General features: G+C 29.4%; 20 protein-coding genes. 10 read left to right on the forward strand and 10 right to left on the reverse strand.

Annotated elements, in window-relative coordinates; genetic code table 11:
- The first annotated feature begins 17 nt into the window (after positions 1-17).
- Together AC5SLT_RS05935 and AC5SLT_RS05940 are read left to right on the forward strand one after the other, a co-directional pair.
- Positions 18-2,093: a S9 family peptidase gene (locus AC5SLT_RS05935; RefSeq protein ID WP_494591679.1), complete on the forward strand. Its 2,076-nt coding sequence runs from the start codon at positions 18-20 to the stop codon at positions 2,091-2,093.
- 98 nt (positions 2,094-2,191) lie between these two features.
- Positions 2,192-2,638 carry an Hsp20 family protein gene (locus AC5SLT_RS05940; RefSeq protein WP_006997730.1) on the forward strand — a complete coding sequence of 149 codons (447 nt, stop codon included), beginning with the start codon at positions 2,192-2,194 and terminating at the stop codon, positions 2,636-2,638.
- 47 nt (positions 2,639-2,685) lie between these two features.
- Here the strand turns inward: AC5SLT_RS05940 and AC5SLT_RS05945 are convergent, their stop codons facing one another.
- Positions 2,686-2,991: a hypothetical protein gene (locus AC5SLT_RS05945; protein ID WP_494577879.1), complete on the reverse strand. Its 306-nt coding sequence runs from the start codon at positions 2,989-2,991 to the stop codon at positions 2,686-2,688.
- 131 nt (positions 2,992-3,122) lie between these two features.
- On the opposite strand from AC5SLT_RS05945, the gene AC5SLT_RS05950 reads away from it, so the two are divergent.
- Complete coding sequence (locus tag AC5SLT_RS05950; protein WP_006997728.1) at positions 3,123-4,433, forward strand: NCS2 family permease; 1,311 nt, start codon at positions 3,123-3,125, stop codon at positions 4,431-4,433.
- 33 nt (positions 4,434-4,466) lie between these two features.
- Here AC5SLT_RS05950 and AC5SLT_RS05955 read toward each other — a convergent pair whose 3' ends face one another.
- Positions 4,467-5,003 carry a phosphoribosyltransferase gene (locus AC5SLT_RS05955; protein WP_271487501.1) on the reverse strand — a complete coding sequence of 179 codons (537 nt, stop codon included), beginning with the start codon at positions 5,001-5,003 and terminating at the stop codon, positions 4,467-4,469.
- A 29-nt stretch (positions 5,004-5,032) separates the two neighbouring features.
- On the opposite strand from AC5SLT_RS05955, the gene AC5SLT_RS05960 reads away from it, so the two are divergent.
- Both AC5SLT_RS05960 and AC5SLT_RS05965 read left to right on the forward strand, forming a co-directional pair.
- Entirely contained in the window at positions 5,033-5,923 is an 891-nt protein-coding gene (locus tag AC5SLT_RS05960) for a glycosyltransferase family 17 protein (protein ID WP_494591681.1), read from the forward strand.
- Positions 5,923-6,219 carry a DUF1330 domain-containing protein gene (locus AC5SLT_RS05965; protein ID WP_018413583.1) on the forward strand — a complete coding sequence of 99 codons (297 nt, stop codon included), beginning with the start codon at positions 5,923-5,925 and terminating at the stop codon, positions 6,217-6,219. Before AC5SLT_RS05960 ends, AC5SLT_RS05965 begins: the two co-directional genes overlap by 1 nt.
- Here AC5SLT_RS05965 and AC5SLT_RS05970 read toward each other — a convergent pair.
- A complete protein-coding gene (locus AC5SLT_RS05970; RefSeq protein ID WP_494591683.1) occupies positions 6,206-6,841 on the reverse strand; it encodes a DNA-3-methyladenine glycosylase family protein in 636 nt (211 codons plus the stop codon). The two genes, AC5SLT_RS05965 and AC5SLT_RS05970, sit on opposite strands and share 14 nt — an antisense overlap.
- Entirely contained in the window at positions 6,834-7,718 is an 885-nt protein-coding gene (locus AC5SLT_RS05975) for a DMT family transporter (protein WP_494591685.1), read from the reverse strand. Before AC5SLT_RS05975 ends, AC5SLT_RS05970 begins: the two co-directional genes overlap by 8 nt.
- Before the next feature lie 35 nt (positions 7,719-7,753).
- Between AC5SLT_RS05975 and msrA the strand changes: the two genes are divergently transcribed.
- From msrA to AC5SLT_RS05995, 4 genes are read left to right on the forward strand one after another with little or no spacing between them, the layout of a single operon-like run.
- Complete coding sequence (gene msrA, locus AC5SLT_RS05980) at positions 7,754-8,197, forward strand: peptide-methionine (S)-S-oxide reductase MsrA (RefSeq protein ID WP_271487127.1); 444 nt, start codon at positions 7,754-7,756, stop codon at positions 8,195-8,197.
- A gap of 1 nt (position 8,198) precedes the next feature.
- Complete coding sequence (locus AC5SLT_RS05985; protein WP_494591687.1) at positions 8,199-9,011, forward strand: sulfurtransferase; 813 nt, start codon at positions 8,199-8,201, stop codon at positions 9,009-9,011.
- A gap of 3 nt (positions 9,012-9,014) precedes the next feature.
- Positions 9,015-9,884 carry an efflux RND transporter periplasmic adaptor subunit gene (locus tag AC5SLT_RS05990; RefSeq protein WP_494591689.1) on the forward strand — a complete coding sequence of 290 codons (870 nt, stop codon included), beginning with the start codon at positions 9,015-9,017 and terminating at the stop codon, positions 9,882-9,884.
- Positions 9,884-13,006 carry an efflux RND transporter permease subunit gene (locus AC5SLT_RS05995; protein ID WP_271499645.1) on the forward strand — a complete coding sequence of 1,041 codons (3,123 nt, stop codon included), beginning with the start codon at positions 9,884-9,886 and terminating at the stop codon, positions 13,004-13,006. Before AC5SLT_RS05990 ends, AC5SLT_RS05995 begins: the two co-directional genes overlap by 1 nt.
- Here the strand turns inward: AC5SLT_RS05995 and AC5SLT_RS06000 are convergent.
- Positions 13,003-13,602, reverse strand: coding sequence for a transglycosylase SLT domain-containing protein (locus tag AC5SLT_RS06000; RefSeq protein ID WP_278386718.1), 600 nt, complete (start codon positions 13,600-13,602; stop codon positions 13,003-13,005). The genes AC5SLT_RS05995 and AC5SLT_RS06000 overlap by 4 nt on opposite strands.
- Positions 13,589-13,978, reverse strand: coding sequence for a VanZ family protein (locus AC5SLT_RS06005; RefSeq protein ID WP_494591691.1), 390 nt, complete (start codon positions 13,976-13,978; stop codon positions 13,589-13,591). The genes AC5SLT_RS06000 and AC5SLT_RS06005 overlap by 14 nt, the downstream gene beginning before the upstream one ends.
- A 49-nt stretch (positions 13,979-14,027) precedes the next feature.
- Here AC5SLT_RS06005 and AC5SLT_RS06010 point away from each other — a divergent pair, with 49 nt between their 5' ends.
- Entirely contained in the window at positions 14,028-14,744 is a 717-nt protein-coding gene (locus AC5SLT_RS06010) for a 2,3-bisphosphoglycerate-dependent phosphoglycerate mutase (protein WP_494591692.1), read from the forward strand.
- Here the strand turns inward: AC5SLT_RS06010 and AC5SLT_RS06015 are convergent.
- Genes AC5SLT_RS06015 through ahcY form a run of 4 tightly spaced genes read right to left on the reverse strand, consistent with a single transcriptional unit; the run spans position 14,733 to position 18,116 of the window.
- Positions 14,733-15,422, reverse strand: a complete 690-nt coding sequence (locus tag AC5SLT_RS06015) for a sugar phosphate nucleotidyltransferase (RefSeq protein WP_494591694.1) — start codon at positions 15,420-15,422, stop codon at positions 14,733-14,735. The two genes, AC5SLT_RS06010 and AC5SLT_RS06015, sit on opposite strands and share 12 nt — an antisense overlap.
- Complete coding sequence (locus AC5SLT_RS06020; RefSeq protein ID WP_494591696.1) at positions 15,419-16,384, reverse strand: aminoglycoside phosphotransferase family protein; 966 nt, start codon at positions 16,382-16,384, stop codon at positions 15,419-15,421. The genes AC5SLT_RS06015 and AC5SLT_RS06020 overlap by 4 nt, the downstream gene beginning before the upstream one ends.
- A gap of 3 nt (positions 16,385-16,387) precedes the next feature.
- Positions 16,388-16,846, reverse strand: a complete 459-nt coding sequence (tsaE, locus tag AC5SLT_RS06025; RefSeq protein ID WP_494591698.1) for a tRNA (adenosine(37)-N6)-threonylcarbamoyltransferase complex ATPase subunit type 1 TsaE — start codon at positions 16,844-16,846, stop codon at positions 16,388-16,390.
- A complete protein-coding gene (gene ahcY / locus AC5SLT_RS06030; RefSeq protein WP_006997713.1) occupies positions 16,830-18,116 on the reverse strand; it encodes an adenosylhomocysteinase in 1,287 nt (428 codons plus the stop codon). Before ahcY ends, tsaE begins: the two co-directional genes overlap by 17 nt.
- Positions 18,117-18,125 lie beyond the last annotated feature (9 nt).

An 18,125-nucleotide genomic window follows, 5' to 3' on the forward strand; every position in this document is an offset into this window, starting at 1 on the left:
ATATTTAATTTCTATCCATGAAAATACCACATCTTAAAAAAAAATCAGAAATAAAAACGTGTCATAATATTAGTTGGGAAGATGATTATAGTTGGATACATCAAGATGACATCCTGGAAGTTTTAAAAGATAGCAAAAAATTAAACCCTGAAGTTAGAAAATATCTTGAAGAAGAAAACTCTTATACTGATTTTCACTTATCAGATACCAAGACCATTCAAAAAAAATTATTTGATGAAATCAAAGGAAGAATAAAATTAGATGATGAGTCTTTACCTTTTAAAGATTTTGATTATGAGTATTGGTCAAAAACAACTACCAAAGGAAATTATTCTATAAAATTAAGGAAAAAAATTGGAACTAATAATATTGAAGAAATTTGGAATGGGGATGAAGAAAAAGAAAAACTAAAAGTAGAATACTTTGGTGTTGGTGATTTGGAGGTTAGTTTTAATGACAAATATTTGGGATATTCTTTAGATACAAAGGGTTCTGAATATTACACAATATATATTAGAGATATAAGTACAAAAAAATTAGTTACTGAAAAGATTGAGGAAACATCAGGTAGTATAACTTTCAGTTTAGATGATCAGTATGTTTTTTATTCAAAACTCGATGAAAATCATAGACCAAGAAAAATTTATAGACACAAATTAGGAACTAAAGGTAGTGAGGATCAATTAATTTTTGAAGAAAAAAGTGAAGCTTTTACGGTTGGAATTGGTTTAAGTGCAGATGATAAATATTTCTTTATCAGCTCTTCAGACCATAATACATCTGAACAATATTACTTTGATGTTAATGAAAAAGATCCCAAACCTAAATTAATAAAAAAAAGACAAAGAGGAATTCTTTATTCTGTTAATTCTTGGGATAGTAAATTTTACAATCATACTAATGAAAATGCTGAAGATTTTAAAGTAGACATTAGTAATAGTTTAGAAAAACCAGACTGGAAAACCTTTATTGCTGCAAAAGATGAGGTTCTAATTGGAGGTTTAACATTTTTAAAAAATTGGATCATTAGATCTGAAACTTCAGATGCTTTAGATAAATTATTTGTAAAAAATATTACAACTGGAATAGAAGAAGAATTAATTTTTTCTGATGAAACTGTATATGTTCCTGGTGCCTCTTTAATGCAAAGAGATAAGAATACAGATGAGATATATATAAGTTATTCTTCACCTAAGACACAGTCTAGAGTTTATTCTTATAACTTAAGCACAAAAGAAAAAAAATTAGTTAAAGAACAAGAGATCCCATCTGGTCATAATCCTGATGACTACATTGTAGAAAGAGTAGATTGTAAATCACACGATGGAAGACTGGTCCCTCTTACAATTACTAGACACAAAAATACTAAAATGGATGGAAGTGCTCAATTGCTGCTTTATGGTTATGGCTCTTACGGAAGCTCTATGAGCCCTAGTTTTTCTGCTACTAGATTAAGTTTGATTAATAGAGATATCATCTGGGTTACGGCCCATATTAGAGGGGGCATGGAAAGAGGCATGAAGTGGTGGAAAGAAGGAAAGCTGCTTAATAAAAAAAATACTTTTGAAGATTATATTGCTTCTGCAAAATACTTAATTGAAAATAAATATACTTCAAAAAATCAAATAATAGGTATGGGTGGTTCTGCAGGTGGTCTTCTTATGGGTGCTGTAGTTAATCAAGCCCCTGAATTATTTCTAGGAATTATAATGGCAGTACCATTTGTAGACTCTTTGACAACTAATCTAGATCACTCTTTACCTTTAACAGTTGGAGAATTCGATGAGTTTGGAAATGCAAAAGATAAAAAAGATCACTTTGATTATATTTATTCTTATGCTCCCTATAATAATATTAAGAAAATGGATTATCCTCATATGTTGATCACAACAAGTTTAAGCGACAACAGAGTATTGTTTGATGAACCAGCAAAATTTACCGCCAAACTAAGAGAATATAAAACTGATAATAATTTATTACTTTTAAAAACTGAAATGAACGCAGGTCATGGTGGTAAATCAGGTAGAGATGGGGCTATAGAAGAAATTGCACTAGATTATGCATTTGCATTAAAAATTTCTAAAAAAATTTAGTCGTCCTATCTTGAAATTTTAAGCATAATTCCTAAATATCATATGTAAGTCGCCTAATGGGGCTTACTAAATTAACCTTGCTAACAAAGGAGGAAACTATGACAAGTAGGGATCTATCTATATTTAACACTCTAAGACCTTTTTCAATTGGATTTGACGATATGTTTGACCAATTTGAAAATATGCTGGGAAATGGAGGGTTAACCATGCAGTCCAATTATCCACCGTACAACATTAGAAAAACTGGAAAAGACAACTACGCTATTGAAGTTGCTTTAGCTGGTTTTAATAAAAATGATGTAGAGGTGGAGTTTGAAGACAATTTATTAACTGTAAGAACAAAACAAGTTGATAAATCTGAGGACAAATCTGATGATGGTGAAATTATTCATAAAGGTATCTCACAAAGACAATTTGCAAGATCATTTACAATCGCTGAGGATGTGAAAGTTAATGGTGCTGAATTAAAAGATGGTCTTTTAACAATTGCCTGTGAAAGAATTGTACCTGAATATAAAAAGAAAAAACTTATTGAAATAAAATAAGTAAAAACCTTGCTTGTGGGGTACATTCCCCACAAGTATTAAGTTTTTTAGAAACAACCGTTTGAAACAAAACCAATCACTATAGAATTAGAATCTACTTCAAATCTTCTTTCACAAAGTATTCCATATTTTTTGGTGTTGTAAACAAGCTCTAAGTTACCTTTATCATTTTTAAAATCTTCATCTGGCTTACCTAATTCCATTTGCAAATTGCTTGAAGTTTTTCCAATGTATTCACTTAACTTAGCATTTTCTTTTTCAACAATTGCGTCTGTTTTATTTTTGATTGTTTGACAGCCGGCAACAAAAGTTAAAAGAAATAAGCTTATTAAAATAAATTTTAATTTATGCATGGTTCAATGATAACACTCATAATATGGCATAAATATAAACTTATAAGTTGAAATATGTTGATAAACTTGGATTTTTAAGAGTATTTTCTTAATTAATCTAATATTAGTCCATCTTAATCTTAGGAGGATCAATGTTAGAAAAATATTTCGACTATAAAAAACACAAGACTGATTTTAAAACAGAAGTAATAGCTGGTGTAACAACATTTTTGACAATGGCTTATATTATGTTTTTAAATCCATTTATACTATCAGGTGAATTTGCTGGACCAGAAAAAGGGTTCTTTGAATTTGGAGCGGTATACACGGCAACAATTGTTGCAACAGCGCTTGCTTGTTTCATAATGGCATTTTATGGAAAAACATGGCCGATAGGTTTGGCGCCAGGTATGGGAATTAATGCATTCGTTGCATTTGGTGTTTGTGCTGGAATGGGCTATACGCCTCAAGAAGCTTTAGGAGCTGTACTAGTTGCTGGGGTTCTATTCTTAATTATTTCATTAACACCTATCAGAGCCTGGTTAATTAATTCAATTCCAAGAAGTTTAAAATTAGGAATTGGCGCTGGCATAGGATTATTCTTAGCAATAATTGGACTTCAGATCATGGAAGTTGTTGTTGATAACCCAGTAACATTAGTTCAATTAGGTGACTTGAGTGATCCCCTTGTTCTATTGGGTTGTGCAGCATTTATTTTGATGGTTGTTCTTGAAAAAATGAAAATTAAGGGAAATATCATTATTGGTATTTTACTATTCAGTATTATTGCATGGGCTACTGGACTTGCTAAATTTAATGGAATTGCAAGCTCACCACCTCCAATGACTTATCTATTTGATTTTGATTTATCAGCAGCATTAACAGCTGGTATGACAACTGTAGTGTTTACTTTATTATTTGTTGATTTCTTTGATACTGCAGGAACATTAACTTCAGTAGCAAACGTTGCTGGTAAGGTTGATAAAAATGGTAAAGTTAAAGACATTGAAAAAGCAATGATGGCTGACAGTGTTGGAACTGTAGCAGGTGCAATGATGGGAACAACAACTGTAACAAGTTATGTTGAATCTGGTGCTGGTGTAAAAGCTGGTGGGAAAACAGGAATGACCTCTTTAGTAATTGGTCTTCTATTTTTGGCTTGTATATTCTTTGCTCCTTTAGCAACAAGTTTACCTAAGCAAATTGATGGTGCAGCTTTAGTATTCGTTTCTGTTCTTTTTGTTAGAAACATAACTGATATTGAATGGGATGATATTGGTGAAGCAGCTCCTGCTATTCTTGCAATGATTGCTATGCCGTTAACATATAGTATTAGCAATGGTATTGCTTTAGCATTTGTATCATACGCATTAATCAGATTATTTACTGGTAAGTTTTCTTCAACTTCACCAGCGATATGGATTATTGCAATCTTGAGTGTCGTTAGTTTTGCGGTTGCTTAAAATATAATTTTTAGGGCTGGAATTACTCCAGCCCTATTTATTTTTCTTAATTATTTCTTCCATAGACATCTCTTCATAATGTTCAGTAGGCTGAACAATCCATGGGTCTGAATCTAGTTTAACTGGACAAAAATCTGGCTCAAATGTGGAAGATTTTTTTTTCCATAAACAGGCTGTTTTAACTTCATTTATATAATCTTTAGTTGGTTCATAATTCTTTAACCACTCAATACTTTTGTTTAAAGTTAATCCTGTGTCAGATAAATCATCTACTAATAAAACTTTATTAAAATCTTTATTCTCAGCTAAAGAACTAATTTCTCTTGCAAACATTAATTGACCCTGTTTATCTTCCATTCCTTTTCCTGAATAACTTTGGATCACTATATAAGCTATAGGTAATTTTAAAATTCTGGAAAGAATGTCTAATATGGGAGCTGCTCCCCTCATAATACCTACTAGCACTGTTGGTTTGTAATTATTGTAAATTTCTATTGCTAGTTTTTCTACAATTTTTGTATACTGATCAAAAGTGATAATTAATTTATCTGCCATAAAATTTTTTATCATATAAATATAAATAAAAAAGAATAAAAAATATGAAAATTTATGATTGCTTTATGTACTTTGACGAAGAAGTAGTTCTAGACGTAAGGCTTAACACTTTAAATGAATTTGTTGATTATTTTGTAATTGTTGAAAGTATTTACACTCATAAAGGTGACCCTAGAGAACTAAAATTTAATCATAAAAAATTTGAAAAATTTAAGGATAAAATAATTTATATAGTTGATGAAGAAACTTATCCACAAACAGATGAGATAAATACTGAAGATAGTGAAGGCGAAAAATCTAGAAAAGCAATTTTTAATGCGGCTTATAGAGAAAATGGACAAAGAAATCTTATAACTAGAGGGCTTAAGAAAGCAAATGATGAGGATATAATAATGGTTTCTGATGTTGATGAAATACCCAAGCTTTCAGAATTAAATTTTAAAAATATAAATGAAAAAATAATTTTGTTTAAACAAGACATGTTTTACTACAAATTTAATTTGTGGTTACCTAATTTAATTTGGACAGGAACAAAAGCATGTAAGAAAAAAAATTTAGTTAACCCTCAATGGCTAAGAAATATAAAAGACAGAAAGTATTCCTTTTTTAGAATAGATACCTTTTTTTCAAAAACCAAATATACTAGTATAAAAGTTATAAATGATGGTGGTTGGCATTTTTCAAATATCAAAACACCAAAAGAAATAGAATTTAAATTACGATCTTATTTGCATCATAGAGAGTTTGATCTAAACCCTCTTTCAGTTACGCAGATAGATAAAATTATAAGGAATAAACAAGCCATCTACGATTTAAAGGTTGATAAAACTGTTAATAAAATTGGTAATGGAAGTATTCTTAAAAATTTTGATTTAAACGGGCTACCAGAATATATTGTGACAAATAAAAATAAATTTTTAGATTGGATAGACTAATGAAAGCCTACTGGATCGCTTTATACAAAAGAATAGATAGCCAAGAAAATTTAAAAAACTATGGGGCAAAAGTTACTGGAATAATAAAAAGTTATGGAGGAAAGCCTCTTGTGAGAGGTGGAAAATTTGAAACTTTAGAGGGTGAAACTTACCCAAGAACTGTAATTTGGGAATTTCCAAATCATGAACAAGCTATGAAATGTCACGATTCTAAAGAGTATCAAGATGGTTGGGCTATAGCTAGAGATACTACTGAGCGAAATCTACAAATAGTAGAAGGTTTTAGTACTGAATAGGTTCTGGATCTATACTTCTCCAAAGATACCAAGTTGCAACTGAACAGTATGGACTAAATCTTTTGTTTAATAATTTTACATAAGATTCAGGTGGTAGATATTTTTTTTTATAATTTTTTGAAATTCCTCTTAAAAGACCAATATCTTGTATAGGCCAAATGTTTGACCGATTATAAGTAAATAATAAAATCATTTCAGCTGACCATCTTCCAATTTGTCTTAACTGAGATAAATAAATAATAGCTTCTTCATCTGACATCTTAGGAATTAATCTAGGGTTAAATGATTTATTTAATATTTGTTTAGCTAAACTTTTTATTCCCCTAACCTTTTGTCCACTTAATCCACAACTTTTAAGTTGAACAGAAGAAAGTTTAGAGACTGTTTTTGCATTAATCTTATTTTTACATTTCTTTTTAAATTTCAAAAAAACTGAGTTAGCTGCAGCAACACTGATTTGTTGTCCAATGATACTCTTACATAATGAAAAAAATATATCTTTTCTAGAAGTAAGCACAGCCTCTGAAGGAGATTTGTACCTGCTAATTAATAAAGACATTACTTTATCTTTATTGGATAAATATTTTTTTGCAGTATTCCAATATTTTGGTTTTTTATTCATGTCTAGTTGTTGATGGTATTTTTTGTTTATGATAAATTTCTCTTCTAAAAATTATAAGAGAGGCGAGAACTACAAGTGATGCACCAATTAGTGTTTTTAGAGTTGGTATCTCATTCCAAATAAAATAACCAAAAAATATAGCAAATACCAAAGCTAAGTATTTTAAAGGTGCCACCAAAGATACTTCAGAAAGTTTATATGATTGAGTTAAAAATAAATTTGCAGAACCTCCTGTTACTCCAATTAAAGCTAAAAGAATAAAGTCTTGAAAATTTGGCATTTTCCATCCCATTGGAATTGTGGCCAAGCCAGCGATTGAAATAGTAATTGTAAAAAAAATTGAGATAAGCCAAATAGGTTCTGTTGTGGATAACTTTCTAATCGTAATGGTTACAAAAGCCATTCCAATACAAAATATTAGAGGAAGGAAATAAAGATAATTCATACCCTTAAAGCCAGGCTCAGCAATTATAATAACACCTATAAATCCAATTAAGACAGCTAGCCATCTAAAAATACCCACTTTTTCACTTAATAAAAAAATTGATAATACGGTGATAAATAATGGTGCCGCATATGAAAGGCTAACAACGACTGCCAAAGGAAGCTCTCTTAACGCAATAACTATTGCTATCAATGCCATTAAACCCATAAGGCATCTAAATAAATGTTCTTTTGATCTTTCAGTTGTATAAAAAGTTTTTAATTTACCTTTTGGAATTAAAAAATATGTGGGCAACAAACCAAAAAAGCCCCTAAAAAATAAAACTTCCCCAGTTGGGTAGTCGCTTGACCATTTTACCAGCAAATCCATAACAGAAAAGGTGCAAACAGATAAAAACATGTACAAAAAACCTAATTGATTTTTAGTTAGCATAGCAATAATTTGTAAATCAAATTAAAGTATAATCAATGGAAATAGCAGTATTAGGATTGGGATGTTTTTGGGGACCAGAAATTAAATTTAGTAAACTTGAGGGAGTTATTAAAACTGAAGTTGGCTATTGTGGAGGTGACAGCAAAACAGTCACTTACAAAGAGGTATGTACTGGTAATACAAATCATGCAGAAGTTGTTAAGTTAGATTTTGATCCTAAAATTATCTCTTATGAAAAAATTTTAGATTTCTTCTTTGAAATTCATGACCCTACAACCTTAAATTCACAAGGACCTGATTTTGGGACGCAATATAGAAGTGAAATATTTTACCTAAGTGACAGACAAAAAGAAATTGCTGAGAGTGTTATAAAAAGAGTAAATTTAAAATTATCAGGAAATGTTGTAACAAAATCTTCTTTATTAAAAAATTATTGTCCAGCAGAAGAATACCATCAGAGATATTTGGAAAAAAGATAATATGTCTTTAGTTGAAACAAATTGGTTAGAAGAAAATTTAGATAAAGTAAAAATTATTGATTGCTCATGGCACATGCCTCAGACAGAACGTAATGGTTTTGATGAATATAAAAACAATCATATTAAAAATGCAATTTTTTTTGATTTAGATGAAAATTCTAAAAAAGATATCGATCTACCTCATATGTTAACAGATGCTAAGTCATGGGAAAATATAGTGTCAAGCATGGGAATTGAAAATGATGATCAAATAATTATCTATGATAATTCAGATGTAATTAGTTCGTGTAGATGTTGGTATAATTTTATCTATTTTGGTCACAATCCAGAATTAGTCCATGTATTAGATGGTGGATTAAAAAAATGGATTAAGGAAGATAAAGCAACCACTAGTGATGTAATTAAGATTATTCCCTCTAACTATATTGCAAATGAAAAAAAAGAGTTAGTAAAAGATATAAACCAAATTAACAAAAATATTTTAGAAAACAATTTTAATATTATTGATGCAAGAAGTTTAGAAAGATTTGAGGGTAAAGTTCCTGAGCCAAGAAAAGGATTGCGAAGTGGCTCTATCAAAAAATCTTTTTGTCTACCCTTCTCTGAACTTATAAATCAAGATCATACATTTATTAGTAAAGAAAAGATTCATGAAAAGTTTAAATCAACAGGATATGAGATGGGCAAAAACATTGTATTTACATGTGGTTCTGGTGTTACCGCTTCAGTTTTGGCTCTTGCTTATTCCTTAATAGATAATAAATATATGCCTACTATTTACGACGGATCATGGAGTGAATATGGAAAAAATTAAAATATGAAAAGATCTACAAAAATCGGAACTGCAATTCTTGCCTTCTTTTTAATTATTATAATAGTAATTGTTGGAAGAACAATGATAGGAAATCATTTTAAAAAAAAATTTAGCAAAAGACCTCCTCCAGGAATAATAGTAACTGAAGTTGTAGCAAAAAATTTCTCTCAAAAAGTTTCAACTTATGGAACAGCAATTCCTTTTAGAACTAAATCATACAAAATTGAAAAATATGAAATAGTTAACCCAATAGAATTCAATAGAAAATTGAAAAAAGGTGATTTAATAACAAAATTAAAAACTAGAAATTTAATAGCATCTTTTGATGGAGTGGTGACTAAAAGGGATTTTTCAAATGATATTAAAGTTTCTGAAAGTTCACTTTTAATACAACTAGAAGATACTTCGACTATTTATGTAGATGTAGATATTCCTGAGCTTTACGCAAGTTTTATTAGAGAAAATTTAAATGTTGATGTTAAATTTTCAGGTAATAGTGAAAAAATTTATTCAGGTGTTGTTGACTCAACAGCTGGCAGGATTGATGTGGATACAAGATCATTAGCTATAAGAATAAAATTAGAAAATGATAATTTTGAAATTTTACCAGGTTCTCTTTTGGAGATTATTGTTAAATATAATGAGAGAAATTCCATGAGTATTCCAGATACAAGTTTAATCATGGAAGGTAACAAAACTTATGTTTATAAAGTTGCAGAAGATAATGTGACTAATAAAGCTGAAATTGTTATTGGAATAAGAGACTCTGGTTTTATTGAAGTAGTTTCAGGTTTAGCTAATGGAGATAATATTGTAGCTGAGGGTTTAAAAAAAGTTAGACCAAGAGGCAAAATTAAACCAATTAAAAAATAATGTTTATAACTGACGTAAGTATAAGAAGACCAGTTGTTGCTTGGGTAATGTCTCTTATATTAATTGTTTTTGGAATATTTGTTTTTTCACAATTGCCAGTAAGAGAACTGCCTGAGGGCTTACAACCACCTGTAGTTCAAGTTAAAGTAGACTACAAATCTGCATCAGCTCCTATAATTGATCAGGAAGTAACACAAGTAATAGAAGATGTAATAGGTGGAGTAGAAGGAATAAAAAATATTAACTCAACATCAGAAAATGGGAGCAGTTCAATTAATGTTGAATTTAATCCTGATATAGACCTAGATAATGCTGCTAATGATATAAGAGAAAGAGTTGCAAGAGTTGTCGATAGATTGCCAAGTGAAGCAGCAGCACCTCAAATTCTCAAACAATCAGCAGGATTTTCAACCACTATGTGGCTGGCTGTATCTTCTGCAACCTGGAGTGATTTAGAGCTTGGAGATTATGTCGAGAGATATTTAGTAGATCAGTTCTCAAGTGTTAAGAACGTAGGAACTATTAGAACCGGTGGTTTAAGAGATCTAAGTGTAAGAGTTTGGATTGATCCTATTAAACTTGCTGCAAACAATTTAACTATTCAAGAAGTTGAGGGAGCTTTAAGAAAAGAAAATGTAAGTCTGCCAGCAGGAACATTAGAAGCTACCAACATAGATTTGATACTAAATTTAGATAAGTCATATAACGATATAGAAAAATTAAAGACATTACCTATTAAAAAAAACATAAATAATGTCGTAAGACTTTCGGATATTGCCAATATTGAGTTTGGTCCAGTTTCAGAAAAAAATCTTTTTAAGGCCCAAAGTAAAGATGCCTTGAATTTAAAGACAGTTGGAATTGGTATTTACGCAAAAAGTGGCGCTTCAACTGTAGAGCTTTCTAAAGAAATAAATAAAAAAATAGATGAGGTTAAAAAAACATTACCAGATGATTTAAATATAGAAGTAGCTTTTAACAGGGCAACATATGTGGGCACTGCTATCGATGAAGTATACAAAACTTTAATCATCGCTTTTATTCTTGTGGTTATAATTATTTATTTATTCTTAGGTAATATAAAAGCTGTAATTGTACCAGCAGTTGCACTACCTGTAAGCTTAATAGCATCGTTTTTGGGTCTTTATTTGTTTGGTTTATCAATAAACATATTTGTCTTATTAAGTTTTATTTTAGCAATTGGAATAATTACTGACGACTCGGTCATAATGACAGATGCAATTTATAGAAGAATTGAAAATGGAGAGAGCCCATTAGTTGCAGCTTATAAAGGATCAAAACAAATTAGCTTTGCAATCATTGCAACAACTTTAATTCTAGTTGCAGTTTTTATTCCTTTAATTTTTATTGATGGAATTGCAGGAACATTATTTAGAGAAACAGCCATAGCATTATCTGTTTCTGTTGTGGTGTCTTCTTTTGTTGCTCTTACACTATCACCTATGTTAGCAAGTAAGTTTTTAAAGAAAGAGCCAAAACAAAATTTTATAGTCACTAAATTTGATAAGTTTTTTAAATCATTCTTAAAATTTTATGAAGAAACATTGGGGTATTGGCTTAATAAGAAAAAAATCATAATTTCATTTATAGTCTTCACTATTATTATTTCTGGTGTTTTGTTTAATATTACAAAAAAAGAATTATTACCCTTAGAAGATAGAGGGGTTTATCTTGTTCTAGGATTTACAGATGAAGGAAGCTCTTTTGAATATACTGAAAAAAGAGCAGAAGATGTTGAAAAAAGGTTAATTCCTCTTCTTCAAGCTGAGGATAGTCCATACAAAAGATTTATAATGAGAGTGCCAGGCTTTGGTAGCAATAAAAATTCTTTTAATAGCTTTATAATAATTGCATTATTAGATGAATGGGCTGAACGAGATAAAAGTTCACAAACAATAATGAGGGAAGCAATTGGAAAAATTGTGACTGTTCCTGAAACAGTAGCTTTTCCAATATCACCTCAATCTATCAGAGTTTCTAGTTACAATAAACCAGTTCAAATGGTTATATTGGGCAGTACTTATGAGGAGTTAGAGGAAATACAGTCTAAAGTTATCAATAAATTAAGACAAAATAAAAATTTATCTAGAATAGAATCTGACTATTCTAGAGATAAACCAGAAGTTAAATTAGTAATTAACAAAAATAAGGCTAAAGATTTAAGTGTGTCTACAGACTCAATTGGCAAAACCTTAGAAACTCTTTATGGTGGAAAAACTGTAACAAAATTTAATAGACTTGGTAAAGAATACCCAATTATACTTCAACAATACTTGGCAGATAGACGATCGCAAGAAGGTCTTTCTAAAATATTTGTTAGATCTGAAAGCTCTGGTAAACTTATCTCTTTATCAAATTTAGTAGAGTTCAGTGAAATTGGATCTGCAAAAAAATTAGCAAGATATAACAGGCAGAGAGCTGTAACAATATCAGCAAATATATCAGAGTCTTATACACTTACAGAAGCAATTGCATATTTAGAAGAAACAATGGAAGAAATTGGCTCCTCTAATCAAATTGCATGGAAAGGTAAATCAGAAGAAATAAAAGAAACTAGTAATGAACTATTTATTATTTTTGGATTAGCATTTCTAACTGCATACCTAGTAATGGCTGCAACCTTTAATTCATTTATTCATCCATTTATTATTATGTTAACTGTTCCACTTGCTTTGTTTGGAGGCTTGGTCTTTATATTATTCTTGAACAGTTCTATTAATATCTTCTCACAAATAGCACTTGTCATACTAATTGGAATATCAACTAAAAATAGTATTCTAATTGTTGATTATGCCAATCAGTTAAGAACAGCTGGAAAAAATATAGAAACATCTGTTAAGGAAGCTTGTCAATTAAGATTTAGACCCATAATGATGACGTCAATAAGCACAATGATAGCAATGATGCCTTTGGTCATAGGAAATATTGGACCAGGCGCAGGTGAAGCTTCAAGATTAGCTGTGGGTGCAACTATTCTGGGAGGAATGATTATATCAACATTCTTTACATTATATGTAACGCCAACCATGTATTTGGTATTAGCAAAGAATACGAAACGAATTGATGCTGTTGATATTGAGCTAAAAAAACAACTTCGTTAAAAAATAATATATTTATTTTTATTTAATCTTTTCTGACAATCTTGTAATTGAGATTTATATTTATTAGATTGTTTTTCTACTTTTTTAGCTAAGCCTATAACTTTCTGATTATTCTTATAATCTTTATAACCACCCCACCCTTCATGATACGCAAGATACTGTCTAAAGGCATCTTTCTTAGAAATTTTTAAAAGAGACTCAGTTTTATCAGTATACCAACCAATAAAATCTACACTATCTTTAAATCTTGTTCTTGTTGCTAATTTATTTCCAGTTTCATTTTTATACTGCTCCCAAGTTCCTTTTACCGCTTGTGAATATCCAAATGAACTAGAGGGCCTCTTAAATGGTATAATCTTAAATAATTTTTGCCTTGGCGGTTTTGCTAGCCAATCAAAGTCTGACTCCATCTTAATTATAGCTAACTGAATATAAATTGGGGTTCCCCATTTTTGTTCAGTTTTTTTGGCATGTTTATACCAAAGGTATCTTTCATTAAAAATTGAACAACTATTTGAAGTATTTTGAGGTATTGAGGAACAGCCAGTAATAAAAATAATTAATAGTATTGAAAAATGATTTCTAAGTTTTGACATTCCTAATTATAATCTTATAGATAAGTATTACTAATATTACACCCACAATATTTCCAAATAAATCACTCATCTCAAATCCCCGATTTGGAATAATAATATGAAATAGTTCTAAAAAAATTGATAATAGAAATAAATAAACACTTAAAAAATTAATCTTTTTAGTATTATGAAAAGAAAGTACTCCTAAGCTTGTAAGTAAAACAAAAGCATAAAAATGGTTTGATGAAATTATAAAATCTCTGGTAATTTGAGGTTGTGTATAACGATCATTATACAAAAACCATCCAAGAATACTGCCTGGGTATAAATAAAATATTATCAATATGATATTTGAAGAATAAAACCCAATTCTAAAAAAGTTTTTTAACTTATTCATAATAATCTTATTTATTTTATTTCTTTTATCAGTTATCAGAATATATCAAATGGCTCGTTTAATTTTAGTAAGACATGGTCAAAGTGAATGGAATCTTGAGAAAAGATTTACAGGCTGGGTAGATGTAGACCTTACAGGGCAAGGTAAATTAGAAGCCTGCAAGGCTGGAGAGTATATTAAGGAAACTAAAATTGATATTGATTATTTTTATTCATCATTTCAGTTAAGGGCTATCAACACACTAAAATTTATTCAGGACACATTAAGAGATAAAAGAGAACCAGTTAAAGCCTGGCAATTAAATGAAAGACATTATGGAGCTTTAACGGGGCTAAATAAAGATGAAATGAAAGAAAAGCTTGGTGAAGATAAAATACATGCTTTTAGAAGATCTTGGGATATTAAACCAGATCCATTAAGTAGAAACAATCCATATCACCCGTTAAATATAGGAGTTTATAAAAGCATTCCAAAAGAAAATATTCCTGATACCGAGTCCCTTAAAGATACCTACGATAGAGTAATGAAATTTTATATTGATGAAATTCAAATGAAACTAAAAAATGATAAAAATATTTTAATTTCAGCTCACGGGAATTCTATAAGAGCGTTATGCAAATTTTTATTTAAATTAGACAATCAAAGGATAACATTACTCGAAATACCAACAGGCAATCCACTTTTGATAAATTTAGATTCAAAGCAAAATATTAAAGAATGCTCTTACCTAGATCAAGATAGAGCTAAGGACTTGTTAGTTTTTTAATAATTTTTTGTAAATATTCAGATCTGTTAAATGTCTAAAGTCTTCAAAACTCTCAAAACCATATAAATCGTCTTTATCAATTAATTTATTCCAAATATTTGAAATGGAAAAATTACCTACCTCATAAGAATCAAATAAACTCTTATTTAAGATTTGGCATCCTGTATAAATTAAGTGATTAAGTTCATCTTTTTTTATAATATTCTTTTTAAGATTGAAATCACCCTTCAAATTTTTGTCAAAACTCAATTTTTCATTAGCTAATAAAAGTATATTTTTAACTTTATTTAAAAAATAAAATTTTTCCATATCTTTAATATATTTTTTATAATTCTCATTCCATACAGTGTCTGGATTAAATATCATAAAATCTGTTTCATTAGATGAATTTATTAAATTTAAAATTCCACCTCCTGTATCTAAAATATTTGAGCCATCATTTATTATTTTAATTTCTAAATTAAATTTCTTATCTTTAAGAAATTGTTCAATTTTTTCACTTAGGTAAAATGTGTTAATTAAAATTTTATCAATTCCCAAAGAATGTATTAAATTAATACAATTTTCTAATAAAGTTATTTCGTTTATCTTTAGTAGAGGTTTCGGGGTTGTCAGTGTTATTGGGTTTAAGCGTTTACCATATCCAGCACATAAAATTAATGCAGTTTTAATCTTCATTTCTGATTTCTTATTTTTTTGGAAAAATTAAGCTCTAATAAGCTTTTGAGCTCAGAAAATTTTTTATTGTTGGAGATTCTTAATTCAATTAACTTCCAAGCATAGGGTATTAATTTCAAATATTGCTTTTTCTTATCTCTCATGGCCAATCTAGTGAATATTCCAATGATTTTCATATTTCTTAAAATGGACAATATTTCAAAATCACTTAATAAAGTAGCCTTGTTAACTCTTTTTTTATTTAGTTTTAAATAATAACGATAAATTTTATTTTTAAATATTTCATCTGTCCTAAATCTAACATCATCAATTAGGGAAGCTAAATCATAAGCCCTATTTCCAATTAAAGCATCTTGCGAGTCGATAACTCCTATTTTATTTTTGAACTTCATTAAATTCGATACATGAAAATCTCTATGAACAAAAACTTTTTCTTTTGATTGAAGGTGCGTTAGTAAAAACCTAATTTGTTTTTTTATATCAATTTTAAACTTGGGTAGTTTATTTTGTTTTACAAATTTTTTTGCATACCATTCACAAAATAAATTTGCCTCATTGAATAATTTAACATTATCATAAATAGGAATTTTATAAGTTTTACCTTTAAAGTTTTTAGATCGATTTTGTTTAATTTTTTGAATCACTCCAAGTAAATCAATAGATTTTTTATAGAGAGTTTCTTTTTGGTTTTTATTTTTTTTTAATAAACTAAAAACTGAGTCGTCTCCAAAATCTTCAATTTCTATATAATTTTTTTTATAATTTTCGCTATAAAGTTTAGGTGCTAAAACTTTATTTTTAATTAGAAGACTATTTATTGCATCATATATTAGCAAATTTTTCTCTTTTTCCTTAGAGGCAAAAACTACGATTGATTTTTTTTTTGATGATGACTTTCTATAAAAAGATCTAAATGATGCATCACCTTTAATTTTTTTTAATTTATCATTAGTTTGTAACATCTATTATTTATTTTTAACTCCCTTAATTGTTAAATATCTTTTATTCAAATCATCATTGTATTCAAAATGTAAATCAATTTTGGAGTCAATAGTTTCTTTTATTTTCTCAGGCCATTCAATTAATGTCACAACTTCTTCTCTATTTTCAAATAAACCAATGTTTTTTATTTCACTATAGTCAGTCAACCTGTACAAATCATAATGCTGTATTATAAAATTTCCAACATCATATTCATTTACCAAATTAAAGGTAGGACTAGTAACTTCGGTTAAATTGATTTTATTTAATTGTTGAAGATTATTAATAAGGTGTCTTATAAATGTGGTTTTGCCAACACCTATTTCTCCATGAAAATAAGCTACATCTCCTTTTTGTAATGCTCTTGAAAAACTTTTAGCTAGCTCAGATGTTTTATCTTCTAGGGAGATATCTATTTTTTCGCTATTAGTAGCGATAAGCATCTGGTTTGAATGGTCCTTCTGTTTCAACACTTATATAATCAGCTTGGTCTTTTGATAGTTTTGTAAGTTTAGCACCTACTTTTTTTAAGTGAAGCATTGCCACTTTTTCATCTAATGATTTTGGTAATACATAAACTTTATTTTCATAATTTTTATGATTATGCCAAAGTTCAATTTGTGCCATTACTTGATTTGTAAATGATGCACTCATTACAAAACTTGGATGCCCTGTTGCACAACCTAAATTTACCAATCTACCTTTGGCTAAAAGAATAATTCTCTTTCCATCAACTAATTCTATTTCATCAACTTCTGGTTTTACTTCTGTCCATTTATAATTTTTTAAGGCTTCTACTTGAATCTCATTATCGAAGTGTCCAATATTACAAAGGATTGCTCTATCTTTCATATTTCTCATATGATCTGCAGTAACAATATCTATATTACCTGTAGCAGTAACAACAATATCTGCCTTACTTATAGCTTCATCCATTAAAACTACTTCATAACCTTCCATTGCTGCTTGGAGTGCACAAATTGGATCCGCTTCTGTAACCATCACTCGAGCACCACTTTGTCTTAAAGATGCAGCACTACCTTTTCCAACATCCCCAAAGCCTGCTACAATTGCAACTTTACCAGACATCATTACATCTGTGGCTCTTCTAATTCCATCTACTAAACTTTCTCTACAACCATATAGGTTATCAAATTTGGATTTTGTAACTGAGTCATTAACATTAATTGCTGGAATCATTAATGTTCCATCTTTTTCCATTTTGTTTAATGCTTTAATTCCAGTTGTTGTTTCTTCTGAAACACCTTTTACTTCCTTTAACAAATCTTTGTAATCGCTGTGCATCATTGCAGTTAAATCACCACCATCATCTAATAGCATATTTGCTTTCCAGTCTTTTTTACCTTCTATTGTTTGTCTGATGCACCATACAGCTTCCTCTTCAGTTTCACCTTTCCAAGCAAAAACTGGTATTCCTGCTTTAGCTATTGCTGCAGCAGCATGATCTTGTGTTGAAAAAATATTACAAGAAGACCATCTAACTTCTGCTCCAAGCTCTACTAAAGTTTCAATTAAAACTGCTGTTTGAATTGTCATATGAAGACATCCCAATATTCTTGCTCCTTTTAAGGGTGCTTTTCCTGAGTATTCTTCTCTTAATGCCATTAGACCAGGCATTTCACTTTCAGCTATCGAAATTTCTTTTCTTCCAAAGTCTGCTAACGATATATCTTTTACTTTAAAATCATCCATTGCTCAGTT

The sequence above is a fragment of the Candidatus Pelagibacter sp. PS_11 genome (genome assembly GCF_059417975.1).